The sequence below is a fragment of the Pseudomonas sp. genome, assembly GCF_030147005.1.
Taxonomy (GTDB): Bacteria; Pseudomonadota; Gammaproteobacteria; order Pseudomonadales; family Pseudomonadaceae; genus Aquipseudomonas.
Map to the genome: position 1 here is coordinate 1 of NZ_JASLAW010000106.1, position 25409 is coordinate 25409.

Annotated in this window: 24 protein-coding genes and 1 riboswitch; of the genes, 12 read left to right on the plus strand and 12 right to left on the minus strand. The window is 60.8% G+C overall.

Annotated elements, in window-relative coordinates:
- The first annotated feature begins 188 nt into the window (after positions 1-188).
- Positions 189-521, plus strand: a complete 333-nt coding sequence (locus tag Q1V60_RS09860) for a hypothetical protein (RefSeq protein ID WP_300629785.1) — start codon at positions 189-191, stop codon at positions 519-521.
- 108 nt (positions 522-629) lie between these two features.
- On the opposite strand, the gene fba is transcribed toward Q1V60_RS09860, so the two are convergent.
- From fba to tkt, 6 genes are all read right to left on the minus strand, one after another.
- Entirely contained in the window at positions 630-1694 is a 1065-nt protein-coding gene (gene fba / locus Q1V60_RS09865; RefSeq protein ID WP_003177554.1) for a class II fructose-bisphosphate aldolase, read from the minus strand.
- A 203-nt stretch (positions 1695-1897) separates the two neighbouring features.
- Positions 1898-2230, minus strand: a complete 333-nt coding sequence (locus Q1V60_RS09870) for an MliC family protein (protein ID WP_300629805.1) — start codon at positions 2228-2230, stop codon at positions 1898-1900.
- 60 nt (positions 2231-2290) lie between these two features.
- Positions 2291-2518: a hypothetical protein gene (locus tag Q1V60_RS09875; protein WP_300629807.1), complete on the minus strand. Its 228-nt coding sequence runs from the start codon at positions 2516-2518 to the stop codon at positions 2291-2293.
- A 31-nt stretch (positions 2519-2549) separates the two neighbouring features.
- Positions 2550-3713, minus strand: a complete 1164-nt coding sequence (locus Q1V60_RS09880) for a phosphoglycerate kinase (protein ID WP_300629809.1) — start codon at positions 3711-3713, stop codon at positions 2550-2552.
- A gap of 17 nt (positions 3714-3730) precedes the next feature.
- Positions 3731-4786, minus strand: coding sequence for an erythrose-4-phosphate dehydrogenase (epd, locus tag Q1V60_RS09885; RefSeq protein ID WP_300629810.1), 1056 nt, complete (start codon positions 4784-4786; stop codon positions 3731-3733).
- A 170-nt stretch (positions 4787-4956) separates the two neighbouring features.
- Entirely contained in the window at positions 4957-6954 is a 1998-nt protein-coding gene (tkt, locus tag Q1V60_RS09890; protein ID WP_300629811.1) for a transketolase, read from the minus strand.
- Between the two features lie 259 nt (positions 6955-7213).
- Between tkt and Q1V60_RS09895 the strand changes: the two genes are divergently transcribed.
- Both Q1V60_RS09895 and metK read left to right on the plus strand, forming a co-directional pair.
- Complete coding sequence (locus tag Q1V60_RS09895) at positions 7214-8209, plus strand: metalloregulator ArsR/SmtB family transcription factor (RefSeq protein WP_300629814.1); 996 nt, start codon at positions 7214-7216, stop codon at positions 8207-8209.
- A gap of 19 nt (positions 8210-8228) precedes the next feature.
- Positions 8229-9419 carry a methionine adenosyltransferase gene (gene metK / locus Q1V60_RS09900; RefSeq protein ID WP_083356355.1) on the plus strand — a complete coding sequence of 397 codons (1191 nt, stop codon included), beginning with the start codon at positions 8229-8231 and terminating at the stop codon, positions 9417-9419.
- An 11-nt stretch (positions 9420-9430) separates the two neighbouring features.
- On the opposite strand, the gene Q1V60_RS09905 is transcribed toward metK, so the two are convergent.
- Positions 9431-9568: a hypothetical protein gene (locus tag Q1V60_RS09905; protein ID WP_300629816.1), complete on the minus strand. Its 138-nt coding sequence runs from the start codon at positions 9566-9568 to the stop codon at positions 9431-9433.
- 122 nt (positions 9569-9690) lie between these two features.
- Here Q1V60_RS09905 and ligB point away from each other — a divergent pair, with 122 nt between their 5' ends.
- Positions 9691-11352 (plus strand): NAD-dependent DNA ligase LigB, encoded by a 1662-nt coding sequence (ligB, locus tag Q1V60_RS09910; RefSeq protein WP_300629819.1) that lies wholly within the window; start codon positions 9691-9693, stop codon positions 11350-11352.
- 39 nt (positions 11353-11391) lie between these two features.
- Complete coding sequence (locus Q1V60_RS09915; protein ID WP_300629822.1) at positions 11392-11787, plus strand: DUF1090 domain-containing protein; 396 nt, start codon at positions 11392-11394, stop codon at positions 11785-11787.
- Positions 11788-11793: 6 nt separating this feature from the next.
- Here Q1V60_RS09915 and Q1V60_RS09920 read toward each other — a convergent pair whose 3' ends face one another.
- Positions 11794-12243: a cytochrome c gene (locus Q1V60_RS09920; RefSeq protein WP_300629825.1), complete on the minus strand. Its 450-nt coding sequence runs from the start codon at positions 12241-12243 to the stop codon at positions 11794-11796.
- 128 nt (positions 12244-12371) lie between these two features.
- Here Q1V60_RS09920 and Q1V60_RS09925 point away from each other — a divergent pair, with 128 nt between their 5' ends.
- Positions 12372-13565, plus strand: coding sequence for a murein transglycosylase A (locus Q1V60_RS09925; protein ID WP_300629827.1), 1194 nt, complete (start codon positions 12372-12374; stop codon positions 13563-13565).
- Between the two features lie 128 nt (positions 13566-13693).
- Here Q1V60_RS09925 and Q1V60_RS09930 read toward each other — a convergent pair whose 3' ends face one another.
- The gene (locus tag Q1V60_RS09930; RefSeq protein WP_300629828.1) at positions 13694-14080 is read right to left on the minus strand and encodes an MAPEG family protein; all 387 of its coding nucleotides are present in this window, start codon (positions 14078-14080) and stop codon (positions 13694-13696) included.
- A 182-nt stretch (positions 14081-14262) separates the two neighbouring features.
- Here Q1V60_RS09930 and Q1V60_RS09935 point away from each other — a divergent pair, with 182 nt between their 5' ends.
- Entirely contained in the window at positions 14263-15498 is a 1236-nt protein-coding gene (locus tag Q1V60_RS09935) for a sodium:proton antiporter (protein ID WP_300629830.1), read from the plus strand.
- Between the two features lie 91 nt (positions 15499-15589).
- Here the strand turns inward: Q1V60_RS09935 and Q1V60_RS09940 are convergent, their stop codons facing one another.
- The 3 genes from Q1V60_RS09940 to Q1V60_RS09950 form a co-directional block, all read right to left on the minus strand.
- Positions 15590-16489, minus strand: coding sequence for a formate/nitrite transporter family protein (locus Q1V60_RS09940; protein ID WP_300629832.1), 900 nt, complete (start codon positions 16487-16489; stop codon positions 15590-15592).
- 71 nt (positions 16490-16560) lie between these two features.
- Positions 16561-18492 carry a patatin-like phospholipase family protein gene (locus Q1V60_RS09945; protein ID WP_300629835.1) on the minus strand — a complete coding sequence of 644 codons (1932 nt, stop codon included), beginning with the start codon at positions 18490-18492 and terminating at the stop codon, positions 16561-16563.
- A 93-nt stretch (positions 18493-18585) separates the two neighbouring features.
- Positions 18586-18990 (minus strand): hotdog domain-containing protein, encoded by a 405-nt coding sequence (locus Q1V60_RS09950; protein ID WP_010207175.1) that lies wholly within the window; start codon positions 18988-18990, stop codon positions 18586-18588.
- Positions 18991-19188: 198 nt separating this feature from the next.
- Positions 19189-19295, plus strand: a riboswitch (S-adenosyl-L-homocysteine riboswitch).
- Between the two features lie 21 nt (positions 19296-19316).
- On the opposite strand from Q1V60_RS09950, the gene ahcY reads away from it, so the two are divergent.
- The 5 genes from ahcY to Q1V60_RS09975 form a co-directional block, all read left to right on the plus strand.
- Positions 19317-20726: an adenosylhomocysteinase gene (ahcY, locus tag Q1V60_RS09955; protein ID WP_300629839.1), complete on the plus strand. Its 1410-nt coding sequence runs from the start codon at positions 19317-19319 to the stop codon at positions 20724-20726.
- A 171-nt stretch (positions 20727-20897) separates the two neighbouring features.
- Entirely contained in the window at positions 20898-21743 is an 846-nt protein-coding gene (gene metF / locus Q1V60_RS09960) for a methylenetetrahydrofolate reductase [NAD(P)H] (protein WP_300629840.1), read from the plus strand.
- Positions 21744-21862: 119 nt separating this feature from the next.
- The gene (locus Q1V60_RS09965) at positions 21863-22945 is read left to right on the plus strand and encodes a hypothetical protein (protein ID WP_300629842.1); all 1083 of its coding nucleotides are present in this window, start codon (positions 21863-21865) and stop codon (positions 22943-22945) included.
- A 63-nt stretch (positions 22946-23008) separates the two neighbouring features.
- On the plus strand, positions 23009-23812 hold the full coding sequence (locus Q1V60_RS09970) for a transporter substrate-binding domain-containing protein (protein WP_300629844.1): 804 nt from the start codon (positions 23009-23011) through the stop codon (positions 23810-23812).
- A gap of 222 nt (positions 23813-24034) precedes the next feature.
- The coding region (locus tag Q1V60_RS09975; protein ID WP_300629845.1) for a DEAD/DEAH box helicase at positions 24035-25409 on the plus strand (1375 nt) is incomplete at its 3' end.

Genomic DNA, 25409 nt, shown 5'->3' on the forward strand with positions numbered 1-25409 from the left:
AGGCCTATCACCTTAAACGATGCGATCGCAGCGTCAGCTATAGCAAAAAAGTATAAATAACTGTCAGCATTAACAGGTTCCTCAGAGCGGCCGCTTAGCTAACCTCACCGATGCAAATTGAGAGCACACATCAGTGGCCTAGGAGAGGTATCAGGTCACTTCACAATTTACATAGAAAGGTGAAAATCATGGCCCTAACCAGCCCCAACGGCACCTACGAGGGTGCTGTATATGATCCCGGCGAACGTAATGCCGCCACTCTGAAAATTACCGGATCAGACACACAGGCAGGCAAAATTACAAAGGCCGAAATGGCTTATTACGGACTGAACTTCAACGTTACCGGAACTTTCACAGCTCAGGGTTTTAAGCTGCGCGCTCAAGCCAAGACGGGGGATAGCATACTTAACATAACCCTAAGCTCATCGGACAGTTATCAAAACTTGGACGGCAAGGTAACGGTCGAACGTGGCGGGCCGAATGTCGGTAAAACTTACGATATGACATTTCAAAGGCAATAACACAAGTGCATATCCGCAGTGGCACGTGATTGCGCGGCTTTAGCCAGTCACAGACTTAAAAACCCGTCTAAGAGACGGGTTTTTTTAATACAACTGAACCGTAACGGCTCAGTTCACCTTAGCGTTCAACTCACCCTTCAAATAACGCTGGTACATCGCTTCCAACGAGATCGGCTTGATCTTCGAAGCATTCCCCGCAGTACCAAACGCTTCGTAACGCGCGATACACACATCACGCATCGCGGTCACGGTAGCGCCGAAGAATTTACGTGGGTCGAACTCGCTCGGGTTGGTGGCCATCAGGCGGCGCATCGCGCCGGTGGACGCCAGGCGCAGGTCGGTGTCGATGTTGACCTTGCGCACGCCGTACTTGATGCCTTCGACGATCTCTTCAACCGGTACGCCATAGGTTTCTTTGATGTCGCCGCCGTACTGGTTGATGATCGCCAGCCATTCTTGCGGTACCGAGGAAGAACCGTGCATCACCAGGTGGGTGTTGGGAATGCGCTTGTGGATTTCCTTGATGCGGTCGATGGCCAGCACGTCGCCGGTCGGTGGCTTGGTGAACTTGTAGGCGCCGTGGCTGGTGCCGATGGCGATGGCCAGGGCGTCCACTTGGGTCTTCTTGACGAAGTCGGCGGCTTCTTCGGGGTCGGTCAGCATCTGGCTGTGATCGAGCACGCCTTCGGCGCCGATGCCATCTTCTTCGCCGGCCATGCCGGTTTCCAGGGAGCCCAGGCAGCCCAGCTCGCCTTCAACCGATACGCCGCAGGCGTGAGCCATGGCCACGGTTTGTTGGGTAACGCGTACGTTGTACTCGTAGTCGGTTGGGGTCTTGCCGTCTTCGCCGAGGGAGCCGTCCATCATCACCGAGCTGAAGCCCAATTGGATGGAGCGCTGGCACACATCAGGGCTGGTGCCGTGGTCCTGGTGCATGCACACCGGGATGTGCGGGAATTCTTCGATGGCCGCCAGGATCAGGTGGCGCAGGAATGGCGCCCCGGCGTATTTGCGCGCACCGGCCGAAGCCTGGACGATCACTGGGGAGTCGGTCTTGTCAGCGGCTTCCATGATGGCGCGCATCTGCTCAAGGTTGTTGACGTTAAAGGCTGGGACGCCGTAGCCGAACTCGGCTGCGTGGTCCAGCATTTGACGCATGCTGATAAGTGCCATTGTGTTGTCTCTCCCGGTCGAGGGTCGTTAATCGTGCAAGCCTGCCGTAGCGGTGGCTGCTATTCAAGTTATTGCAGGCCAGGTTTTGTAGGCCTGGCCTGCTGAATCGTTATTGCTGGTGTGGCTTGGCGCAAATACCCCTGTGAACCGCATCAATGTGGGAGCTGGCTTGCCCGTTCCCACAGTGATCTTCAGTGATTCCACTATTGGGCCTTACAGCCCCGCCCGATCAGATCATCCGTGGCCACCCAGTAAACCAGGCCTTCCTCACCCTTGGTGTGAAACGCCAACTGGTCGTTGCTGTACAGCACGCCCGAAGCCGCCACGTCCTGCTTGAGTCGGTAAACCTGGTCCGATCCGCCAAGACGCACATCCACCTCGGAGCGGGCCGCATTGGCAAAGCGCCAGTTGACCTCGGCCTTGCTGTCGCAGGTCCAGGTCGTCCACTTGTCGGCAGGCTCTGCCTTGCTGAACATGTTCATGCTGCTGCAACCGGCCAACAAAGCCAGTGCCGCCAGGGCGATAACGCCTTTCATTGCCTATCCTCGCAGGGCGACCTGGGGCCGCCATTGCTGTGGGTTAGTGGATCAGACCCGTCAAGGGCAACCCTGTTCCTGACCGTTGGGCGCGGAGTCGTATTTCTCCAGGCGTTCGTTGCCGATGCGCTTGTTGATCACCGGCATGGTCTCGGCTTGCCAGTCAGCCTGGTAGCAGCTTTTTTTCTGCGGCGCCTGGGCTTTATCCACCTCAGGCGCCGCGCTTGGCGTGCTGCCGCAGCCGGCCAGCAGGCCCACTGCAATCACCAGTGCCAACGACTTGATCATGGGACGCTCCTTTTTCCTGACCACGCGCGCCTTAACCTTTGGCCCGGGTTTCCAGCACTTCTACGGCCGGCAGTACCTTGCCCTCGACAAATTCGAGGAACGCGCCGCCACCGGTAGAAATGTAGGAGATCTGATCAGCAACGCCGTATTTATCGATAGCCGCCAGGGTGTCGCCGCCGCCGGCGATGGAGAACGCCGGGCTTTGCGCGATGGCGTTGGCCAGCACTTTGGTACCGTTGCCGAACTGATCGAACTCGAATACGCCGACTGGGCCATTCCACAGGATGGTCTGGGAGGCTTTGAGCAGCTCAGCAAAGTTGGCCGCGGTTTGCGGGCCGATATCCAGGATCATGTCGTCGTCGGCCACGTCAGCGATGAGCTTGACGGTGGCTTCGGCGCTTTGCGCGAATTCCTTGGCGACGACCACGTCCACCGGCAGCGGCACGCTGACTTTGGCGGCGATGGCGCGCGCGGTGTCGAGCAGGTCCGGCTCGTACAGGGATTTGCCCACCGGGTGGCCAGCTGCGGCCAGGAAGGTGTTGGCAATGCCACCGCCGACGATCAGCTGGTTGCAGATCTGGCTGAGGCTGTTGAGTACGTCCAGCTTGGTGGAAACCTTGGAACCCGCGACGATCGCGGCCATCGGTTGTGCCGGAGCGCCCAGGGCCTTGCCCAGTGCATCCAGCTCAGCGGCCAGCAGCGGGCCGGCAGCGGCGACCTTGGCGAACTTGGCCACGCCGTGGGTGGAACCTTCGGCGCGGTGGGCGGTGCCAAAGGCGTCCATCACGAACACGTCGCACAGGGCGGCATATTGCTGGGCCAGTTCGTCGCTGTTCTTTTTCTCGCCTTTGTTGAAGCGCACGTTTTCGAACAGCACGATGTCACCCGGCTTGACGTCGACGCCGCCCAGGTAATCAGCCAGCAGGGGCACGTCGCGGCCGAGGGCCTTGCTCAGGTATTCGGCCACAGGCTTGAGGCTGTTTTCGGCAGAGAACTCACCTTCGGTCGGGCGACCCAGGTGGGAGCAGACCATCACGGCCGCGCCTTTTTCCAGGGCCAGCTTGATGGTCGGCAGCGAGGCCAGGATTCGCGCATCGCTGGTGACAACACCGTCCTTGACTGGGACGTTGAGGTCTTCGCGAATCAGTACGCGCTTACCTTGCAGATCGAGGTCGGTCATCTTCAACACGGTCATGGGTCGCAGTTCCTGAATTACTGTTGAGGTTGTTTGGAAGCCACTTGCAGATAGTGTTCTGCAACGTCGAGCATTCGGTTGGCAAAGCCCCATTCATTGTCGAACCAGGCCAGGATGTTCACCAGCCTGGGGCCGGAAACGCGGGTCTGGCTGGCATCGACAATCGCCGAATGCGGATCATGGTTGAAATCACAGCTGGCGTGGGGCAACTCGGTGTAGGCCAGCAAGCCTTTGAGCGGGCCACTGCTGGCGGCGTCGCGCAATATCCGGTTGACCTGCGTCGCATCGGTGTCGCTCACGGTTTGCATGGTGATGTCCAAACAGGACACGTTCACCGTCGGCACCCGTACCGCTTTGGCCTGGATTCGCCCGGCAAGTTCCGGCAGCAATCGCTCGATGCCACGCGCCAGGCCGGTGGACACTGGAATCACTGACTGGAACGCCGAACGCGTGCGGCGCAGGTCTTCATGATGATAGGCGTCGATTACCGGTTGGTCGTTCATTGCCGAGTGAATCGTGGTGATCGACACATAATCCAGGCCGATCGCCTGATCCAGCAGGCGCAACAGCGGCACGCTGCAGTTGGTGGTGCACGAGGCGTTGGACACCAGCAGCTCATCGCCGGTCAGGCAATCCTGGTTGATACCGTAGACGATGGTGGCGTCCACATCCGCCTCGCTGGCCATCGGCTGGGAAAACAGCACACGCGGTGCGCCGGCGTCGAGAAAACGCTGGCCATCGGCACGGGTGTGGTAGGCACCGGAGCATTCCAACACCAGGTCGACGCCCAGCGCCGCCCAGTCGATGCCCTCGGGGGTGGCACTGCGCAGTACTTTTACGCAGTCGCCATTGATATGCAGACAATCGCCGTCGACCCGCACTTCGCCGGGAAAGCGGCCGTGGGTGGAGTCGAAGCGTGTCAGGTATTCGATGCTGGCCATGTCGGCCAAATCGTTGATCGCAACAATTTCAAACCCGGCCGTCGTCCCTCGCTCAAACAGCGCACGCAAGACGCAACGACCAATGCGGCCGTAGCCGTTGAGTGCAACTTTGTAGGGACGGGGTTGGGGCATGGGGTTCTCGCAGTATGGGCAACACAAACTACTGTAGGAGCGAGCTTGCTCGCGAAGAACCTGAGAGCACCGCGTCAAACCAGAAACGCTGCGTTATCGTTAACGGTCTTCGCGAGCAAGCTCGCTCCTACAGTGAAAGCGGCAACCATGGGGTCACCGCATTTGCGCTTTTAGTCTTCCAGCAGTTCTTCAGCCTGGCCCAGGATGTTTTCCAGGGTAAAGCCGAACTCTTCGAACAAGGCTGGCGCCGGCGCCGACTCACCATAGGTGGTCATGCCGATCACGCGGCCTTCCAGGCCCACGTACTTGTACCAGTAGTCGGCGTGAGCCGCTTCGATGGCGATACGCGCGCTGACCTGCAACGGCAGTACCGATTGCTTGTAGCCGGCGTCCTGGGCTTCGAACACGCTGGTGCATGGCATGGACACAACGCGAACGTTGCGGCCTTGCGCGGTCAGCTTGTCGTACGCCTGAACGGTCAGGCCAACTTCGGAACCGGTGGAGATCAGGATCAGTTCAGGCTCGCCGATGCAGTCCTTGAGCACGTAGCCGCCACGGCTGATGTCGGCGATTTGCACGTCGGTACGTACCTGGTGTTGCAGGTTCTGACGCGAGAAGATCAGCGCCGAAGGGCCGTCCTTGCGCTCAATGGCGTGCTTCCAGGCCACGGCGGATTCCACCGCGTCGGCGGGGCGCCAGCAATCGAGGTTCGGCGTGGTGCGCAGGCTGGTCAGTTGCTCGACCGGCTGGTGAGTCGGGCCGTCTTCGCCCAGGCCGATGGAGTCGTGGGTGTACACATGGATCACGCGCTTCTTCATCAGCGCGGCCATGCGTACCGCGTTACGCGCGTATTCCATGAACATCAGGAAGGTCGCGCCGTAAGGCACCAGGCCGCCGTGCAGAGAGACGCCGTTCATGATGGCGCTCATGCCGAACTCGCGCACGCCGTAGTACATGTAGTTGCCGCTGGCGTCTTCAGCCGACACGCCTTTGCAGCCTTTCCACAAGGTCAGGTTGGAACCGGCCAGGTCAGCCGAACCGCCGAGCATTTCCGGCAGCAACGGGCCGAAGGCGTTCAGGGTGTTCTGGCTGGCTTTACGGCTGGCGATGGTCTCGCCCTTGGCCGCGACTTCGGCGATGTAGGCCGAGGCTTTTTCCGAGAAATCGGCAGGCAGGTCACCGGCCAGGCGGCGCACCAGTTCATTGGCCAGCTCAGGGAATTCGGCGGAGTAGGCAGCGAAGCGCTGGTCCCACTCGGCTTCGGCGGCCAGGCCTTTTTCCTTGGCATCCCACTCGGCGTAGATGTCGGCCGGGATGTCGAACGGGCCGTGGGTCCACTTCAGCGCTTCGCGGGTCAGGGCGATTTCCGCGTCACCCAGTGGGGCGCCGTGGCAGTCTTCCTTGCCCTGCTTGTTCGGCGAACCGAAACCGATGGTGGTCTTGCAGCAGATCAGGGTCGGCTGCGCGCTCTTGCGCGCGGTGTCGATGGCGGTCTTGATCTCTTCCGGATCATGGCCGTCAACATTGCGGATCACTTGCCAGTTGTAGGCTTCGAAACGCTTTGGCGTGTCATCGGTGAACCAGCCTTCGACTTCGCCGTCGATGGAGATGCCGTTGTCATCGTAGAAGGCAATCAGCTTGCCCAGGCCCAGGGTGCCGGCCAGGGAGGCGACTTCATGGGAGATACCTTCCATCATGCAACCATCACCCAGGAATACGTAGGTGTGGTGATCGACGATGTCATGGCCGGGGCGGTTGAACTGTGCGCCCAGGACTTTTTCAGCCAGCGCGAAGCCAACGGCGTTGGCCAGGCCTTGGCCCAGGGGACCGGTGGTGGTCTCGACGCCTGGGGTGTAACCGAATTCAGGGTGGCCCGGGGTGCGGCTGTGCAGCTGGCGGAAGCTCTTGAGGTCATCGATGGTGACGTCGTAGCCGGTCAGGTGCAGCAGCGAGTAGATCAGCATCGAGCCGTGGCCGTTGGACAGCACGAAGCGGTCACGGTCGGCGAACGACGGGTTGCTCGGGTTGTGTTTCAGGTAGTCACGCCAAAGTACCTCGGCGATATCCGCCATGCCCATCGGGGCACCGGGATGGCCGCTGTTGGCTTTTTGCACGGCATCCATGCTGAGGGCACGAATGGCGTTGGCACGCTCACGACGGCTGGGCATCGCTGATCTCCTGGGGGCTTGAATAAGGAAACGGAAAAAAGGACCGGCATTTTCCCTCAGCCACCGCCTGCGGGCAATGATAGATAGTCACTTGACGGTGTTTTTCCTGCGGTTTGCCCGCCAACCCCTTGCAGAACTCGCGCGCGGGTTCGTCTAGAGGTTATAGCGGCTGCTTATGACTGCCACTTATCGATCAATATCAAAACTTTTTGATATTGGCCTTGCGGCGATTACCACCCGTCACTAGACTGCTGGCCTTATGAACCTACCCGTGCCCTCCCTACGTCCTGATGACGGCGATGAACTGGCAGCCCTTTGCAAGGCTGCGGGTGACCCGTTGCGTTTGAACGTATTGCGCGCACTGGCCAATGACTCGTTCGGCGTACTGGAACTGGCGCGGATCTTCGCCATCGGCCAGTCAGGCATGAGCCATCACTTGAAGGTCCTGGCCCAGGCCGACCTGGTGGCGACCCGCCGTGAAGGCAATGCGATTTTTTACCGCCGCGCCCTGCCCCACACCGAGATGCTCGGCGGCAAATTGCACGCCGCCCTGCTCGAAGAAGTGGACAACCTGGACCTGCCGAGCGACGTACAGTCGCGCGTCGGCCAGGTCCACGGGCAACGCGCCGCCGCCAGTCAGGATTTTTTCGCACGGGTTGCTGAGAAATTTCGTGCTCAGCAAGACCTGATCGCCAGCTTGCCCCAGTACCGCGAAAGCGTATTGGCGCTGTTGGACAAGCTGAGCTTCAGCAATGAGGCCACGGCCCTGGAAGTCGGCCCCGGCGACGGCGGTTTCCTGCCTGACCTGGCGCGGCGCTTTGGGCAGGTGACGGCACTGGACAACAGCCCGGCGATGCTCGAACTGGCGCGTCAGCTGTGCGAGCGTGAAGCATTGGGCAATGTCAGGCTGCAACTGGCCGACGCCCTGAGTGACACCAGCCTGCAGGCCGATTGCGTGGTGCTGAACATGGTCTTGCACCATTTTGCCGCCCCCGCCGACGCGCTCAAGCAAATGGCCGGGTTGCTGCACCCCGGCGGTAGCCTGCTGGTGACGGATTTATGCAGCCACAACCAGAATTGGGCCAAGGAGGCCTGCGGTGATCTCTGGTTGGGTTTTGAACAGGACGATTTGGCCCGTTGGGCCACCGCTGCGGGACTCGTTCCCGGGGAAAGCCTCTATGTAGGTTTACGTAATGGTTTCCAGATCCAGGTCCGCCATTTTCAGCGACCGGCTGGCGACACTCACCATCGGTAAATATCAGGAAAACATCGAGATGAGCGAATACTCCCTTTTCACCTCCGAGTCCGTGTCTGAAGGGCATCCGGACAAAATCGCCGACCAGATTTCTGACGCGGTGCTGGACGCCATCATTGCTGAAGACAAGTTCGCCCGCGTGGCGTGCGAGACTCTGGTGAAAACGGGCGTGGCGATCATCGCCGGCGAAGTCACCACCACTGCCTGGGTTGACCTTGAGCAGATCGTGCGCGACGTGATCACCGACATCGGCTACAACAGCTCCGACGTCGGCTTCGACGGCGCGACCTGCGGCGTGATGAACATCATCGGCAAGCAGTCCCCCGACATCAACCAGGGCGTGGACCGCGCCAAGCCTGAAGATCAAGGCGCCGGCGATCAGGGCCTGATGTTCGGCTACGCCAGCAACGAAACCGACGTGCTGATGCCCGCGCCGATCACCTTCTCTCACCAGTTGGTGCAGCGCCAGGCCGAAGCGCGTAAATCCGGCCTGCTGCCTTGGCTGCGCCCGGACGCAAAGTCCCAGGTCACCTGCCGCTACGAAGGCGGCAAAGTTGTGGGCATCGACGCCGTTGTACTGTCGACCCAGCACAACCCGGACGTGTCCTACGCCGACCTGCGCGAAGGCGTGATGGAGCTGATCGTCAAGCACGTGCTGCCTGCCGAGCTGCTGAGCAAGGACACCCAGTTCCACATCAACCCGACCGGCCAGTTCATCATCGGCGGTCCCGTGGGCGACTGCGGCCTGACCGGTCGCAAGATCATCGTCGACAGCTACGGCGGCATGGCCCGTCACGGTGGTGGCGCGTTTTCCGGCAAAGACCCTTCCAAGGTGGACCGTTCCGCCGCCTACGCCGGTCGTTACGTGGCCAAGAACATCGTCGCCGCGGGCCTGGCCGAGCGTTGCGAGATTCAAGTGTCCTACGCCATTGGCGTGGCCCAGCCTACTTCGATCTCGCTCAACACCTTCGGTACCGGCAAGATCAGCGATGACAAGATCGTCAAGTTGGTGCGTGAGATCTTCGACCTGCGCCCTTACGCGATCACCACCATGCTCGACCTGCTGCACCCGATGTACCAGGAAACCGCAGCCTACGGCCACTTCGGTCGTACCCCTGCGCAGAAGACTGTGGGCGACGACACCTTCACCACCTTCACCTGGGAAAAAACCGACCGCGCCAACGACCTGCGGACCGCTGCAGGCCTGTAATCGCTTGCGGTTCATAAAGCCTCGCCGGGTTCGCCCGGTGGGGCTTTTTTATTTTTAAACGGTGCAACAAAATCGCTGAAAACCGGGCCAACATCGGCGCGGGCCAGCAAAAGCAGCGGGCCAAGGCTGATCACGACGACGCGCAGCACGCGTCAGGCTGCCTGTTCAAGCAAACCGAAATACCCGGTAAAAAGCCCCGCCCGGTCGGGGCTTTTTTATGCCCGTGCGCATCACTTAGGCTGAACGCCCTTTTCGAGCAAGGATGCTCACGATGCGCTTGTTAATGGTTCTTCTGATCGGCTTTCTACCGTGCTGGGCCTGGGCCGAAGAGTGTCCCGATGACGCCCGGACGCAAATCGACACGCTGGCCAGGCAGGTCAGTGAATGGGATGACATCTACCACCGGCAGGGCCAGTCCCCCATCAACGATGAACTCTACGACCAGGCCCGCCGACGCCTGGCACATTGGCGCACATGCGCGCTGCAACCCACACCCGACGCTGACAACCCGCTGGCAAGCTCACGAGGCACACTGCGCCATCCGGTTGCGCATACCGGCCTGGAGAAACTGCTGGACGCCTCCGATGTGGGTGAATGGCTCAGCACCCGACGGGACGTCTGGATTCAACCCAAGGTCGACGGGGTAGCAGTGACCCTGGTGTATCGCCGAGGCCGACTGCACCAACTCATCAGCCGCGGCGACGGCCTGTTCGGTCACGATTGGTCAGCTTCCGCGCGCAAGATCCCAGGCATCGTCCAACACCTGCCGGAGCCCGTCGACGCGGTGCTGCAAGGCGAGCTCTACTGGCGCCTCGACGGCCACGTACAGTCGGCAAACGGCGGGCTCAACGCGCGCAGCAAAGTGGCCGGCTTGATGAACCGGCGGCAATTGAGCGACACCGAGGCCGCCGGGATCGGGCTGTTCATCTGGGCCTGGCCTGAGGGCCCGGCAAGCTTCACCGAGCGCCTGGCCATCCTGGCGCGCTGGGGGTTCACCGACAGCCAGCGCTATAGCCAGTCCGTCGACAGCATTGGCGACGCCACGCATTGGCGCGCCTATTGGTACAACCATGCGCTGCCGTTCGCCAGCGATGGCGTGGTGTTGCACCAGGCCGCGCGCGCTCCGGCCAAACGCTGGCAAGCCAGCGCACCCTACTGGGCGGTCGCCTGGAAATACCCGGCAACCAAGGCGCTGGCGCTGGTGCGCAAGGTGCAGTTCAGGATCGGGCGTACCGGGCGTATCACACCGATTCTCGAACTGGACCCGGTGCGGCTCGATGACCGGCAAATCAGGCGGGTAAGCGCAGGCTCGCTGAAAAACTGGCAGGCCCTGGACATCCGCCCCGGTGACCAGGTGTCCATCAGCCTGGCCGGCCAGGTCATTCCCCGACTCGACGAGGTGATCCTGCGCAACAACACCCGAGTGGAAGTAGCCGTACCCGATACGCGAGACTTTCACGCCTTGAGTTGTTGGCAACTGGACCCTGGCTGCGAGGAACAACTGCTCTCGCGCCTCACCTGGCTGAGCAGCAACCAGGGTTTGGCCCTGCCACATATGGGCCGTGAAACCTGGAACGTATTGATCCAGGGCGGTCTAATCGCAGGCTTTCTCGATTGGTTAACCCTGGATGCGGCAGAGCTTGCTAACATCGATGGTTTCGGCGAACGCACCCGTGCGCGGGTACTCGACAGTATTCAAAGCGCCCGCAAACGCCCTTTTGCACAATGGCTGAAAGCATTGGGGGTGCCGCCCGCGGCGCGCAACAACCTGGAGGGCGACTGGCATACCCTGGTCGCCAAAGACACCCAAGCCTGGCTGGCCTCAGAAGGCATCGGCCCGCGACGCGCGGCGCAACTGAGCGCCTTTTTTCGCGACCCGCAAGTACAGGCATTGGCTGAAACATTACATGGAGCCGGCATAGACGGTTTTTGAGCCCGGCCCGCCCTCTGATTGCTACCTTGGAGCCCTACTATGAAATTTATTGCCCCTCTTGCCTTACTGACTGTCGCAAGCTTCATGGCCACGCCGCTGCTGGCCGCCGACGAAGCACAACCGCTGGCAGGCTGCGCCGCCAAGCGCCAAGCCATCAGCACCCAGATCGAACAGGCCAAGGCCCATGGCAACAGCGCCCAACAGGCCGGCCTGGAAAAAGCCCTGAGCGAAGTCACCGCCAACTGCACTGATGCATCGCTGAAAAAAGAGCGCGAAAACAAGGTGCTTGATGCCAAGCACGAAGTCAGCCGCCGTCAGGCCGACCTCGACAAAGCCATGAAAAAAGGCGATGCGGACAAGATCAACAAGCGCAAGGACAAGCTGGCCGAATCACGCAAAGAGTTGCAGGATGCGGTGGAAGAACTCGACCAGTAAAACCGGTCAATGATCCCGGAACTGCTTATGGCAAGCGCTGCAGGCATCTTCGACTTTCTGCACCGCAGGTTGAAGGCTGCTGGCTTTATAGGGCTGGACTTGGCTTGCGGTCACCAATTCACCGGTGGCCGCCTCAAGGTCGCGGGCCAGTTGCTGGAATTGCGCCTGCTTTTGCCACACCTCATCCTTGGCACTGGTGTGGTCCTCTTCACGTACGCTCGGGAAGTGCTGCCAGGGCTCATGGGCCAAGGCGTCCAACTTGACCGCGCCGTCGGCAAACCGGGCGCCGTCGAAGGGGATACGCCCGCGCAACATGCCGCCCAGGTCTTCGCTGGTTTTGAGCATTTGCTTGAAGATCGCCTTGCGCTGGCCCAGGGGCGAGTTGGGGTCAACACCGCCGCAGGCGGACAAGGCCAGGCAGGCCAGCACTACAACCGTCATCTTTTTAAAAGTCATGGTGGCTCAGAGTCACGGAAAACGGCGGCCAGTATCCCCGCCCTGTCCGCAAAGACCAATAGCCCTATTAATAATAAGGGTTGCCCGAACGCAGTAACGCGCGGGCAATCGCTTCAGGAATTACTAGCATGAATGTCAATTTGAAACCCTGGAGCCGCCTGGCGTGGGCTCTGCCGATGATCGCGCTGCTGGCCGGCTGCGACGTCGGCCAGGACACCGGCAAAGAGACTGCCAAGGAAGATGCCGCCAAACCCCATGCGGTCGCCACTTACGTGAACGCTCCATGGGAATCGCTGCCTTCGGTTTCCGACAGCGACTTGCTGGCGGGTTTCGAATCCTGGCGCAGTGCCTGTCAGCGTCTCAAGGCCGACCCGGTCTGGGGCGCGACCTGCGCGGCGGCGGCCAGCGTACCGGGCGACGCCGTGGCGGTTCGCGGGTTCCTTAAGGAGCGCCTGGATGTATTCGGCCTGCGATCAGCCGATAACACACCGAACGGCCTGATCACCGGCTACTACGAGCCGGTCTACCCCGGCAGCCTGACCGAAACCGCCACCGCGCATGTGCCGGTATACGGCGTGCCGGATGACCTGATTATCGTCAATCTGGAAAGCATCTATCCGGAACTCAAGGGCAAACGCCTGCGCGGCCGCCTGGAGGGCCGCGTGCTCAAGCCGTATGACGATGCCGGCACCCTCAACGCCCAAGGCTCGACCGCCAAGCCGATAGCCTGGCTGACCGACCCGATGGACCTGCAGTTCCTGCAGATCCAGGGCTCTGGGCGTATTCAACTGGGAGGTGGGCGTCAACTGCGTGTGGGTTATGGCGACCAGAACGGCTATCCCTACCGCCCTATCGGCCGCTGGCTGATCGAGCAAGGCGAGCTGAAAAAAGAAGACGTGAGCATGGGGGCTATCAGCGCCTGGGCCAAGGCACATCCGCAGCGCATTCCGGAACTGCTGGCGAGCAACCCCAGCTATGTATTCTTCAGCGCCCGCCCCGACAGCAATGAAGGGCCGCGCGGCTCGCTGAATGTGCCATTGACGGCAGGTTACAGCGTGGCGGTGGACCGCAAGGTCATTCCGCTGGGAAGTTTGTTATGGCTCTCGACCACCAAGCCTGACGGTTCGCCGATCACCCGGCCGGTGGCGGCACAGGACACTGGCGGTGCCATTACTGGCGAAGTGCGCGCAGACCTGTTCTGGGGCACGGGCGATGCCGCTGGCGAATTGGCGGGGAATATGAAACAGCAGGGGCAAATCTGGATGTTGTGGCCCAAAGGCACGCCGTTGCCGCAAGTGCCGGACGCGCCTGCGGGGACCTGACAAACACTGAAGCACCCCCTGTGGGAGCGGGCTTGCTCGCCAATGCAGTGTCTCAGTCAGCACATCTGACATTGGAACACCGCATTCGCAAACAAGCCCGCTCCCACAGGGGGGATGTGCGTCAAGCGTCAGATCGAGACGAAGAAGAAACTCGCGATCAGCGCCATTCCCACAAACCACACCATCGAACGCAACATCGCCCAGTCCGCCAGGTAGCAGATGATGTACAGCAGGCGGCTGGTGATGAACAGCACCGCCAGTACGTTGATCGTCACCAATTCGGCCGTGCCGGCCAGGTGGGCGATGATCACCGCCGCCGCGAAGGCCGGGGTCACTTCAAAGCTGTTGAGTTGCGCATTGTGAGCACGCTTGGCAACGCCTTCCACGGTGTCCAGGAACGCGCGCGGGTCGTGGTTATGTCGCGGCCCGAACTTGCCCCCGCTGAACTTGGCCACGCCGGTACACAGGTACGGCAGAAAGATTGCGATCAACACACACCAGAAAGCCACTGTCATCAGTCATTCCCTTTTTAGTTTTATCAAGGCAGTCAGAGCGTCATCATCCACATGCCCATCGGCGCCATCCTCAAGCTATGAGCCGTGATCGGCCGAAAGGTTCTTTCCTATAATTGCCTGTTTATACTAAACAACGTTTCGACGCACGCTGTGCCTACCTTTCCCCGTCCCAAGGACCCCGGATGCTTGAACTTGTCGCCGCCTTCATTTGCCTCACCACCCTGCTCACCTATGTGAACTTCCGTTTTATCGGCCTGCCGCCAACCATTGGCGTAATGGTCACCGCGCTGCTGTTTTCGTTGATCCTGCAAGGCCTCAGTTTTATCGGCTACCCCGGCCTGGAGGAACGCATCCAGCAATTGATCGGCCAAATCGACTTCGGCGATTTGCTGATGAACTGGATGCTCTCGTTCCTGCTGTTCGCCGGCGCGTTGCACGTCAACCTGAGCGACCTGCGCAGCTACCGCTGGCCCATCGGCCTGTTGGCGACCTTTGGCGTGTTGATCGCTACCGTGGTGATCGGCAGCCTGGCGTATTACATCTTCGCCCTGTTCGGCTGGCACGTGAGCTTCCTGTATTGCCTGTTGTTCGGCGCGCTGATTTCGCCTACCGACCCGATTGCGGTCCTGGGCGTGCTGCGTACCGCCAATGCCTCCAAACCGCTGAAAACCACGATCGTCGGCGAGTCGTTGTTCAACGACGGCACAGCGGTGGTGGTGTTTACCGTCTTGCTGGGCATCGCGCAGCTGGGTGAAACACCGACCGTAGGCGCCACGGCAATGCTGTTCGCCCATGAGGCGATCGGCGGCGTGGTGTTCGGTGGGCTGATCGGTTACCTCGTGTACCTGATGATCAAGAGCATCGAACAGCACCAGATCGAAGTCATGCTGACCCTGGCGCTGGTGATCGGCGGCTCGGCGATGGCCACCGAACTGCACGTCTCGGCGCCGATTGCGATGGTGGTGGCCGGGCTGATCATCGGCAACCTGGGACGCAAGCTGGCGATGAACGACATGACTCGGCGCTACCTGGACGGTTTCTGGGAGCTGCTCGACGACATGCTCAACGCCCTGCTGTTTGCACTGATCGGCATGGAACTGCTGCTGTTGCCGTTCAACTGGCTGCACGTATTGGCGGCCAGCTTGCTGGCCGTGGCGATCCTGCTGTCACGCCTGCTGACCGTGGCCCCGGCGATCCTTCTGCTGCGGCGCTGGCGCACGGTACCGCGCGGCACCATCCGCATCCTGACCTGGGGCGGTTTGCGCGGTGGCGTCTCGGTAGCACTGGCCCTGGCATTGCCGCTGGGCCCGGAACGCGACCTATTGCTGAGCATCACGTATATCGTGGTGCTGTCGTCGATTCTGCTTCAGGGCCTGACCATTGGCCGGGTGGTGCGCAAGGTGGCCGACCCGGCTTAAGGCGGCGTCCATGCCGTTGTGCGCCGGGTTGCCGAGCAACACTTGCGCAAAACCCGCCACTGCGCCCTTCCAGGCCCGAAACCGGCATGGGCTATTTATCCGCCGCCGAGTCGGAGTGCTTCGTGGGGCGTTTACCGGCCCCGCCAGTGTTCAAATTGGGCGCCCCGCTCTCACTGCGAATCTGCGCATGGCTGATCAACGCGAAGATGAAGCTGCCGCCGATGATGTTGCCGGCCAGGGTGGGGCCGGCAAATACCAGCCAGAAGTCATGCCACGACAGTTCGCCGGCAAACACCAGGTACGAAACTTCCGCCGAGCCCACCACGATATGGGTGAAATCCCCCAGGGCCATCAGGTAAGTAATCAGAATGATGATCCACATCTTGGCGCTTTCCATCGACGGGATCATCCACACCATGGTGGCGATCATCCAGCCGGAGACGATGCCTTTGGCGAACATCTGGCCGGCGTCGTTTTCCATGATCTTGCGCCCGATGTCGAGGAAGGCCATGTCGGTCTTGGTGTCGAAGATTGGCAGGTGCAGCATCACGTAAGCCACCAGCAGCGTGCCGCACAGGTTACCCACCAGTACCACCGTCCAGAGTCGCAACAGGCGCCCGGCATTGGTCAGGGTGGGCTTACTCATCACCGGCAACACCGCAGTGAGGGTGTTTTCGGTAAACAGTTGCTGCCGCGCCAGGATCACCGCCAGGAAACCCGCGCAATAGCCAAAGCTGGCGATGACCTTGAACGCTTCGCCGTCCGGCAAGCGCGAGTTGAGCAAGCCCATGGCCATCAGCGACAAGCCCATGGTCAACCCAGCCGCCAGGGCAGACCACCACAACGCCGCGACGCTGCGCTCCAGCTCCTGGTCGCCCTGAGTACGAATGATTTCATGCAGCACCGCCGCGCGGGGCGGCTGGTTGTTGTCTACGTCCTGCTGCTCTTCCTGCGACAGGTTGGGGGTTTTGCCTGCTTCGTCGGTGGCCATGATTATCCGGAGTCCAAGGGGGGCGTGTAGCTACGACACGCGGCCACGATGGCTGTTCAGTGGCCAGGCAACTAAAGCGCAATCCGCCAGGCCTTGGCCATCTCCACGGTGGTGGAACCGGACGCCTTATCCCACGGCTTATTGCGTGCTTTGTAGCGGTCACCGATGGTGTCGAGCACCGCGTTGAACTGAGCGGGCGTGGTGGCCCAGGCCAGGTCGTGAGCCGCGCGATGCAACAAATCAACGTTGACCTCGGGTTGGCCTGGCCGAAACAACGAGGGGTAGATCACTTCGCGTGTAAAGTTTTCTGCTTTCATCGCGATATCACGTGCGCCCATCTCGGCGACAGCGCCGACGATGACTTTGGACATCGGCAATGCACCGCTGGCGATCTGCCTGGCCGCCACTTGCAGCAACTGCTGAAAGTTGCGCTGGCCTGCGGCATTGAGACGCCGCCCCAACCAGTCGCTTTGCTCAGGCTGATGTACGAGGGCATCGAGGTTGCGCAGCGCTGATGAAATGTTCGGCGTGAACACCAGTGTGTCCTGCGCCTGGTTCGCCTCGGTGATCGCGTCATCCAAAGCTTGCAACGCTTGCTGGGCGCTGTTTCTGAACGCCAGCACCTGCGCAGCGGCCGGATCTTTTTGCAGCGCAAGCTGTACGCTGGCGAGCAGTTGATCGTCCATGGCCAGCACGGCCTCATGCAGTGATTGAAACGAGTGGTGCTCAAGTGCCGTGGAGCGACGCTCCAAATGCATCTCCACGGCTCGCTGCGCCTTGGCCTGCAGGTGCTGCTTTTGCTCATCCTGCATCGTGAAGTTGACAGTGCCGGTCAGCAGGCCATGAAAATCACCTTTTTCGGTCTTGAGCGGCAATGTCACGATTTGATCGGCAAACGCTTCGAGCTTTTTATCCTGGAAAGCTACAGCGGCCGAATGCGCAACGCCGGTGACGTGGTCAACCACACTGCTCAGAAAGCTGCCACTTCGCACCGGTACATCAGGGGCGCTGGCCTCGAAATTGACGATCAACGCTTCAGGCCTGTTCAAGGGGCTGTCAGGAAACGACTTTTGCACCACGCCCGGCGCAGGAGTATTGAGCAATAAACCACCGTCCTTGAACGCGGTGGTTTCACCCGACACCTGAAAGCCATGGCCTTGTTCCACCGGGTTTTTGAACACCACCGGCAACGCACCTGAAATATGCGCTGCCCGTGCGATGTCCATCTGCGGGGTCAAGCTGGCATTGAACACCACCAACTGCGGGCGTTGAGCAAACATACCGGTGCCGGTGATGCTCAGTTGCTTGATCGCGGGGATATGCCGGTTCAGCACCTCAAGGTCGCCGAACGTCGGTGCGCCCCCGGCACTCAGCTTATCGGCAATTTTGATGACTTCGGCGGGCCGGGTTTCTCGAGGGCTTTGTGCGATGTGCGCCAGAATCGAGCGGCGCGACTCGTTGCGGATCAATTCCTCCAGAGGCAAGGCTTCAGTTTGCAGGCGCGGCAGCAAGGTCATCAACAGCTGAGAAACATTGCCCACGGGGCCGGGCAAGCGGGCGATGAGTTTGCCGACTGTCGTGCTGGCGTCCTGCATCCATGCCGTCACGGCATCCTTGCTGTTCAGCAGGCTCGGCAGATCAATGCTGTCCGATAACTTATCGAATGCCGCCGCCCCCAAGCCACTGGCAACCAGCGCCGCCGAAATCGCCCCGGCGGATGAGCCGCACGCCAACTGGATACCCTGCAGCTTGCCGGCGTGCTCAAGAGCCTGCACCACCCCTGAAAAAGCGATGCCCTTGGCCCCTCCCCCACTCAGCACCAGGTTCGTGACGGGGGGCGCCGATAAGATCACCGTCACCCGCCCCTGGTGATCACGCACGAGCGACACATTACGCTCGCCCACCCCCTTCACCAGCAGCGTCTTGATTGTGTGATTGCCCGGGGAATGAGCCTGATCACTCAACGAGGGTTGAATTTTCGCGATTGAGTTAAACACTTTCATGTGCGAGCTCTCTCTACAGGGTGTAATCCTGAGTGATGAGAGAGCCTCGCGACGATCCATGCGGGAACGATTTGGTAAAACACCGAGGTGTTGTCACTCGGGCAGGCTGTCGTCCTTGAACTGGTCCTTCACGTACCTGATTTCGGTACGCCCGTGGGGCGCCGGCAGGCCGTCTTCGCCGAGGTTGACGAAGACCATTTTCTCCACGGTGAGGATGCTTTTGCGCGTAATTTTGTTGCGCACTTCACACGTCAGGGTGATGGAGGTGCGGCCAAATTCGGTGGCGGTGATGCCAAGCTCGATAATATCGCCCTGGCGCGAGGCGCTGACAAAGTTGATTTCGGAGATGTACTTGGTCACCACACGCTGGTTACCCAGTTGGACGATCGCATAGATCGCCGCTTCTTCGTCGATCCAGCGCAACAGGCTGCCACCGAACAGGGTGCCGTTGGGGTTGAGGTCTTCGGGTTTTACCCATTTGCGGGTGTGGAAGTTCATGGCCGCTCCAAAACGTCTTGCGAAATGATGGGCAACATCATGGCAGAGCCGGGGGCCAAGCTCTATGAGCCATTGCCTATCAGCCCCATGAGCGTTCTTCATATGGCCGACGGAAAGGCTTGGGAAGTCTGGCGCACACAGCTATAATCGCCTCCGCTTCAAAACGGTCATCTTCTGTTGATACCGTTCTCCCGCCACCTGTCCGAGGGGCGCTGCAGCAGGCTTGGCCTGTCAGGCTCGGATGGGGCGTTGTCTGGCCTGGTTCACCTGGCTCGATACTAAACGCACAACGGCGCCCATTCGCACACTACGAATGGAGGCTCTTCATGAGCGCTGTTATTACGCCTGCAGAATTCAACGACTACAAAGTCGCCGACATGTCCCTCGCCGCCTGGGGCCGTCGCGAAACCTTTATCGCCGAATCCGAAATGCCTGCCCTGATGGGCCTGCGTCGCAAGTACGCCGCAGAACAACCGCTCAAGGGCGCGAAGATTCTCGGCTGCATCCACATGACCATCCAGACCGCCGTGCTGATCGAAACCCTGGTTGCCCTGGGTGCCGAAGTGCGCTGGTCGTCCTGCAACATTTTCTCGACTCAAGACCAGGCCGCTGCCGCTATCGCTGCCGCCGGTATTGCGGTGTTCGCCTGGAAAGGCGAAACCGAAGAAGAGTACGAGTGGTGCCTGGAGCAAACCATCCTCAAGGATGGCGCGCCTTGGGATGCCAACATGATCCTCGACGACGGCGGCGACCTGACCGAGCTGCTGCACAAGAAGTACCCGCAGATCCTCGACCGCGTCCACGGCGTGACCGAAGAAACCACCACCGGCGTACACCGCCTGCTGGACATGCTGGCCAAGGGCGAGCTGAAAATCCCGGCCATCAACGTCAACGACTCGGTGACCAAGAGCAAGAACGACAACAAGTACGGCTGCCGTCACAGCCTCAACGATGCGATCAAGCGCGGCACCGACCACCTGCTGTCGGGCAAGCAGGCCCTGGTGATCGGTTACGGCGACGTGGGCAAGGGTTCGTCCCAGTCCCTGCGCCAGGAAGGCATGATCGTCAAGGTTTCCGAAGTTGACCCGATCTGCGCCATGCAAGCCTGCATGGACGGTTTCGAAGTGGTTTCGCCGTTCATCGACGGTATCAACGACGGCACCGAAGCGAGCATCGACAAAGCCCTGCTGGGCAAGATCGACCTGATCGTCACCACCACCGGTAACGTGAACGTCTGCGACTCGAACATGCTCAAGGCCCTGAAAAAGCGCGCCGTGGTGTGCAACATCGGCCACTTCGATAACGAGATCGACACCGCTTTCATGCGCAAGCACTGGGCATGGGAAGAAGTGAAGCCACAGGTACACAAGGTTCACCGTACCGGCGCGGGTACTTTCGACCCGCAGAACGACGATTACCTGATCCTGCTGGCCGAAGGCCGTCTGGTGAACCTGGGTAACGCGACTGGCCACCCAAGCCGCATCATGGACGGCTCGTTCGCCAACCAGGTACTGGCACAGATCTTCCTGTTCGAACAGAAGTACGCCGACCTGTCGCCCGCGCAGAAAGCCGAGCGCCTGACCGTGGAAGTACTGCCGAAGAAACTCGACGAAGAAGTGGCCCTGGAGATGGTACGCGGCTTCGGCGGCGTCGTGACTCAACTGACCAAGACCCAGGCCGACTACATCGGCGTGACCGTTGAAGGTCCGTTCAAGCCGCACGCTTACCGCTACTAAGTAACCAGCTCCACCTGCTCTACCTGTAGGAGCGAGCTCGCTCGCGAAAAATTCAAGGGCACCGCGTACATCCTGTTTTACGCGTTATCGTTGACGTTCTTCGCGAGCAAGCTCGCTCCTACAGTGCAGGTGGGTTGCACAGTCGGCTTCTGAGTTTCAAAGGGTATTACCATGTCCCAAGACCGTCGCTTCAGCTTCGAGTTCTTCCCGACCAAGACCGATGCTGGGCATGAAAAACTGATGGCCACTGCCAAGGTGCTGGCCAGCTACAACCCCGACTTCTTCTCCTGCACCTACGGTGCCGGCGGTTCGACCCGTGACCGCACGATCAACACCGTGCTGCAGCTCGAAAGCGAAGTCAAAGTTCCCGCCGCTCCGCACTTGTCGTGCGTGGGCGACAGCAAGGCCGACCTGCACGGCCTGCTCACCCAATACAAGGCCGCCGGCATCAAGCGCATTGTCGCCCTGCGTGGCGACCTGCCGTCCGGCATGGGCATGGCCAGCGGTGAGCTGCGCTACGCCAACGACCTGGTGAGCTTCATCCGCGAAGAAAGCGGCGATCACTTTCATATCGAAGTGGCCGCTTATCCGGAGATGCACCCCCAGGCGCGCAATTTCGAACATGATCTCCAGAACTTCGTGCGCAAGGCCAACGCCGGCGCCGACAGCGCGATCACCCAGTACTTCTTCAACGCCGACAGCTACTTCTATTTCGTCGAGCGGGTACGCGCCATGGGTGTGAACATCCCGATCGTGCCGGGCATCATGCCGATCACCAACTACAGCAAGCTGGCGCGCTTCTCCGACGCCTGCGGTGCGGAGATCCCACGCTGGGTGCGCAAGCAACTGGAAGCCTATGGCGACGACGTCAAAAGCATCCAGGCGTTCGGTGAGCAGGTTATCACCGAGATGTGTGAGCAGTTGTTGCAAGGTGGCGCGCCTGGGTTGCACTTCTATACCCTGAACCAGGCTGAACCCAGCCTTGCCATCTGGAACAACCTCAAGCTGCCACGTTAAGGCGTTGCCCGGTTGTGCCAAGGCCCTCGTTCACGAGGGCCTTGGTCGTTTTACGTTTGTCGTTTTACGCACCTATTTTTACCTACCTGTTTTACCACCTGAGGGGAACCCCGCAGTCCATGAATACAGTGCCTCCCACGTCCCGTCCGCAGCTGGTCTACCTCGTCTTCGGCGCCGAGACCTATCATCAGGAAGCGGTATTCAGCATCGCCAGCGCCTTGGCCTTCCTGCAGGACACCCCCGACGCGGCCGTGGACATCCAGGTATTCAGCGACAACCCCGAACCCTATCGCCTGCTGCCGGTACGTGTGCGCCCGCTGGACGAGGCCACCCGCAAACGCTGGAGTGAGCCCCACGGTTATCACTTCCGCACCAAGCACGTGGTGCTGCGCCAGGTGTTGCAGGAGTCGCCGGTAGCGCTGCTGATCGACACCGATACATTTTTTCACCATTCCCCTCTGGCCCTGTTCGAGCGCGTGCAGCCAGGCACGCTGTTATGCAACGCCTTCTACACCAAGTACGGCGACAACCACGAAAGCATTCTCTACACCGCGCTTTACCAGCGCCTGCTCGACATGGGCGTGGCCGACGATGACATGATGACCCTCAACTCCGGCGTGATGGGCCTGACCCAGCAGGACGCGCACATCCTCGACCGCTCCATCGAGTTGATGGATGAGCTGTTTCCCCATGCCCAGGGCGCCTACACCCTGGAAGAGTTCTGCCTGTCCATCGCCGCCTATCGCACCGTCAACGTGCGCGAGTGCCCGGACCTCATCCACCATTACTGGAGCCGCAAGCAGCTGTTCCGGGCCAAGGTCAAGGCCTGGATCGCCAAGCACGCCGCCGCGCCCACCAGTGCGCTTGCCCTGGCCGACACGCGCCAGGTGTCCGCACACTTGCCGCGCCCGCCGCGTTTGCAGCGCACGATGTACAAGCTGATTACCCTGCTGCTGCCCAAGCACCAGCAGCAGTTCATCCGCGAAATCCTCTACGGCTGCTATGAACACGAAAACGAGTTCGACCAGGCCTGCGGGCCGGTTTGGTGGGACAAGGCGCGACAAAACCAGGAAGAACGCCAGAAACGCCCGATTGACGCGCACCAGCTCGAACACTGGTTCGCCAACCCGGTGGTGCGCCTGATTCTGGGCGAGCGGCGTGCCGCGATCCACGCCCACCTGATGGACGCGCCAGCAAAATAAGCCCGCCCGCCAATGCGCGTGCCAGAGCTTCTCTTTATCCCGGGAGCGTCGTAACCTCAGGGAATGCCCGTCCTTTTCAAGTTGTTGATCGCTACGCTTTTAACTTGCCTGAGCCTGGCCGCTCATGGCGAGAAATTGCGCATTGTTACCGAGCCATGGGCTCCCTACGTTTACGACGACAACGGCAGCATGCGTGGCCTGGACTATGAAACCACGGTGATCGTGTTCCAGCGCCTGGGTGTGGATGTGCAATGGCAGTTCCTGCCCTGGAAGCGTTGCCTGGCCATGCTTGACCAGGGCCACGCCGACGGTGCGCTGGATATTTTCCACAGCCACGAGCGCGACGCGTTGCTGCTCTACCCCAGCGAACCCTTGTCGGCGGTCGAATTCGTCCTGTTCTACGCCAACGAACGGGCGCATCCGGCCGAAACCCTCGACGATCTGCGCGGCCTGACCGTGGGCACATCGCCCGGTTACCTGTATGGCGAGGCCTTCAGCGCATCCGACGCGTTCACGCGCGAACCCGCGCCCAGCCATGAAGCCAACTTCGGCAAGCTCATGCTGGGGCGCATTGATATGGTGGTTACCGACCGTCGCGTGGGGCAGCACGTGATCAAGCAATTGGGCCTGGAAGATAAGGTCAGCCAGGCGCCGGTGGTGGTCAGCCGCCAGTTGCAGTTCCTGGCCGTACGCCGTGGCGCGGGCATGGACCTGCTGGTCCAGCGCTTTGCCGCTGAGCTCAGGCGCTTCAAGCAAGAGCCGGCCTATGCCGCCTTGAGCGCCAAATACAGCGGTGTCCCTGTGCAAACAGGCCCCATCAGCGCTTCCGAACACACCGTTGAGCAGCAGGAAAGCAGCGCGCAGTGATTGCTCTGTTATACTCCGGCCTTTCCGCCAGGCTTACGCCCGGCCGCTGAGGTCTTGAAAAAGGCACCCAACCCCGCTACAGCGCAGCTTTGCAGCCCGCGCGAGCCGGTGGAGTGCCCGCCAGACGCAGCAGGACCGGACGGGATTACGCTCCCCTAAGCGCTATTCACGCCCGGCAAGATTATCCCTTTGGGCCAAGCCCTAACTAAAACAGGATTACTCATGTCCTTTGCTTCCCTCGGTCTCTCCGAGGCTTTAGTCCGCGCCATCGAGGCAGCGGGCTATACCGAGCCTACTCCGGTGCAACAGCGGGCCATTCCCGCCGTGTTGCAAGGTCGCGACCTGATGGTTGCGGCGCAGACAGGTACCGGTAAAACCGGTGGCTTCGCCCTCCCGATTCTGGAGCGGTTGTTCCCCAACGGTCACCCGGACAAATCCCAGCGTCATGGCCCGCGCCAACCGCGCGTACTGGTCCTGACCCCCACCCGCGAACTCGCAGCGCAAGTGCACGACAGCTTCAAGCTGTATGCCCGCGACCTGAAGTTCGTCAGCGCCTGCATCTTCGGCGGCGTCGGCATGAACCCTCAGGTTCAGGCCATGTCCCGTGGTGTTGACGTGCTGGTAGCGTGCCCGGGTCGTTTGCTCGACCTGTGCGGCCAAGGCAGTGTCGATTTGTCCCACGTGGAAATCCTCGTGCTGGACGAAGCCGACCGCATGCTCGACATGGGCTTTGTCCATGACGTGAAGAAAGTGCTGGCCCGCCTGCCCGCCAAGCGTCAGAACCCGCTGTTCTCGGCGACGTTCTCCAAGGACATCACCGACCTGGCCGGCAAGCTGCTGCACAACCCGGAACGCATTGAAGTCACACCGCCAAACACCACGGTCGAGCGCATCGAACAACGTGTGTTCCGCCTGGCGGCAAGCCACAAGCGTGCCCTGTTGGCGCACCTGATTACCGCCGGTGCCTGGGAACAGGTCCTGGTGTTCACCCGCACCAAGCACGGCGCCAACCGCCTGGCCGAGTACCTGGACAAGCATGGCCTGCCGGCCGTGGCGATCCACGGTAACAAGAGCCAGAACGCCCGCACCAAGGCCCTGGCTGACTTCAAGGCCGGCGAAGTGCGCATTCTGGTTGCCACCGACATCGCCGCCCGCGGCCTGGACATCGACCAGTTGCCCCACGTGGTCAACTTCGAGTTGCCGAACGTCGATGAAGACTACGTGCACCGTATTGGCCGTACTGGCCGGGCCGGCCGTTCGGGCGAAGCGATCTCGCTGGTCGCGCCGGACGAAGAGAAACTGCTCAAAAGCATCGAGCGCATGACCAAGCAGAAAATCGCCGATGGCGACCTGATGGGCTTCGATTCCAGCACCATCGAGGCCGAGAAGCCTGAAGTGCGTGAACGTCCGGACGTGCGCAACCCACGCAATGCCCGTGGCCCTCGCGGTGACGGTCCAAATGGCGGCGGCGGTGGTGGTGGTGGCCGTAAAGACAAAGGCAAGGACAAGGGCAAGGAAAAATCGGCCAGCACCAGTCGCGGCGAACGCCCAGCTCGCGAGCACAAGCCTCGCGAAGGTACCCCGGCCCGTGAACAGC

Excerpts from the sequence above, each read along its gene's own strand:
- Q1V60_RS09870 (WP_300629805.1), bottom strand. The coding sequence starts at position 2,230 with ATGAAAGGCGTTATCGCCCTGGCGGCACTGGCTTTGTTGGCCGGTTGC.
- epd (WP_300629810.1), bottom strand. The coding sequence starts at position 4,786 with ATGCCCCAACCCCGTCCCTACAAAGTTGCACTCAACGGCTACGGCCGC.
- metK (WP_083356355.1), top strand. The coding sequence starts at position 8,229 with ATGAGCGAATACTCCCTTTTCACCTCCGAGTCCGTGTCTGAAGGGCAT.
- Q1V60_RS09915 (WP_300629822.1), top strand. The coding sequence starts at position 11,392 with ATGAAATTTATTGCCCCTCTTGCCTTACTGACTGTCGCAAGCTTCATG.
- tkt (WP_300629811.1), bottom strand. The coding sequence starts at position 6,954 with ATGCCCAGCCGTCGTGAGCGTGCCAACGCCATTCGTGCCCTCAGCATG.
- Q1V60_RS09930 (WP_300629828.1), bottom strand. The coding sequence starts at position 14,080 with ATGACAGTGGCTTTCTGGTGTGTGTTGATCGCAATCTTTCTGCCGTAC.
- Q1V60_RS09950 (WP_010207175.1), bottom strand. The coding sequence starts at position 18,990 with ATGAACTTCCACACCCGCAAATGGGTAAAACCCGAAGACCTCAACCCC.
- Q1V60_RS09920 (WP_300629825.1), bottom strand. The coding sequence starts at position 12,243 with ATGACTTTTAAAAAGATGACGGTTGTAGTGCTGGCCTGCCTGGCCTTG.
- Q1V60_RS09970 (WP_300629844.1), top strand. The coding sequence starts at position 23,009 with ATGCCCGTCCTTTTCAAGTTGTTGATCGCTACGCTTTTAACTTGCCTG.
- Q1V60_RS09945 (WP_300629835.1), bottom strand. The coding sequence starts at position 18,492 with ATGAAAGTGTTTAACTCAATCGCGAAAATTCAACCCTCGTTGAGTGAT.
- Q1V60_RS09940 (WP_300629832.1), bottom strand. The coding sequence starts at position 16,489 with ATGGCCACCGACGAAGCAGGCAAAACCCCCAACCTGTCGCAGGAAGAG.
- metF (WP_300629840.1), top strand. The coding sequence starts at position 20,898 with ATGTCCCAAGACCGTCGCTTCAGCTTCGAGTTCTTCCCGACCAAGACC.
- Q1V60_RS09895 (WP_300629814.1), top strand. The coding sequence starts at position 7,214 with ATGAACCTACCCGTGCCCTCCCTACGTCCTGATGACGGCGATGAACTG.
- Q1V60_RS09935 (WP_300629830.1), top strand. The coding sequence starts at position 14,263 with ATGCTTGAACTTGTCGCCGCCTTCATTTGCCTCACCACCCTGCTCACC.
- ahcY (WP_300629839.1), top strand. The coding sequence starts at position 19,317 with ATGAGCGCTGTTATTACGCCTGCAGAATTCAACGACTACAAAGTCGCC.
- Q1V60_RS09965 (WP_300629842.1), top strand. The coding sequence starts at position 21,863 with ATGAATACAGTGCCTCCCACGTCCCGTCCGCAGCTGGTCTACCTCGTC.
- ligB (WP_300629819.1), top strand. The coding sequence starts at position 9,691 with ATGCGCTTGTTAATGGTTCTTCTGATCGGCTTTCTACCGTGCTGGGCC.
- Q1V60_RS09875 (WP_300629807.1), bottom strand. The coding sequence starts at position 2,518 with ATGATCAAGTCGTTGGCACTGGTGATTGCAGTGGGCCTGCTGGCCGGC.
- fba (WP_003177554.1), bottom strand. The coding sequence starts at position 1,694 with ATGGCACTTATCAGCATGCGTCAAATGCTGGACCACGCAGCCGAGTTC.
- Q1V60_RS09925 (WP_300629827.1), top strand. The coding sequence starts at position 12,372 with ATGAATGTCAATTTGAAACCCTGGAGCCGCCTGGCGTGGGCTCTGCCG.
- Q1V60_RS09860 (WP_300629785.1), top strand. The coding sequence starts at position 189 with ATGGCCCTAACCAGCCCCAACGGCACCTACGAGGGTGCTGTATATGAT.
- Q1V60_RS09880 (WP_300629809.1), bottom strand. The coding sequence starts at position 3,713 with ATGACCGTGTTGAAGATGACCGACCTCGATCTGCAAGGTAAGCGCGTA.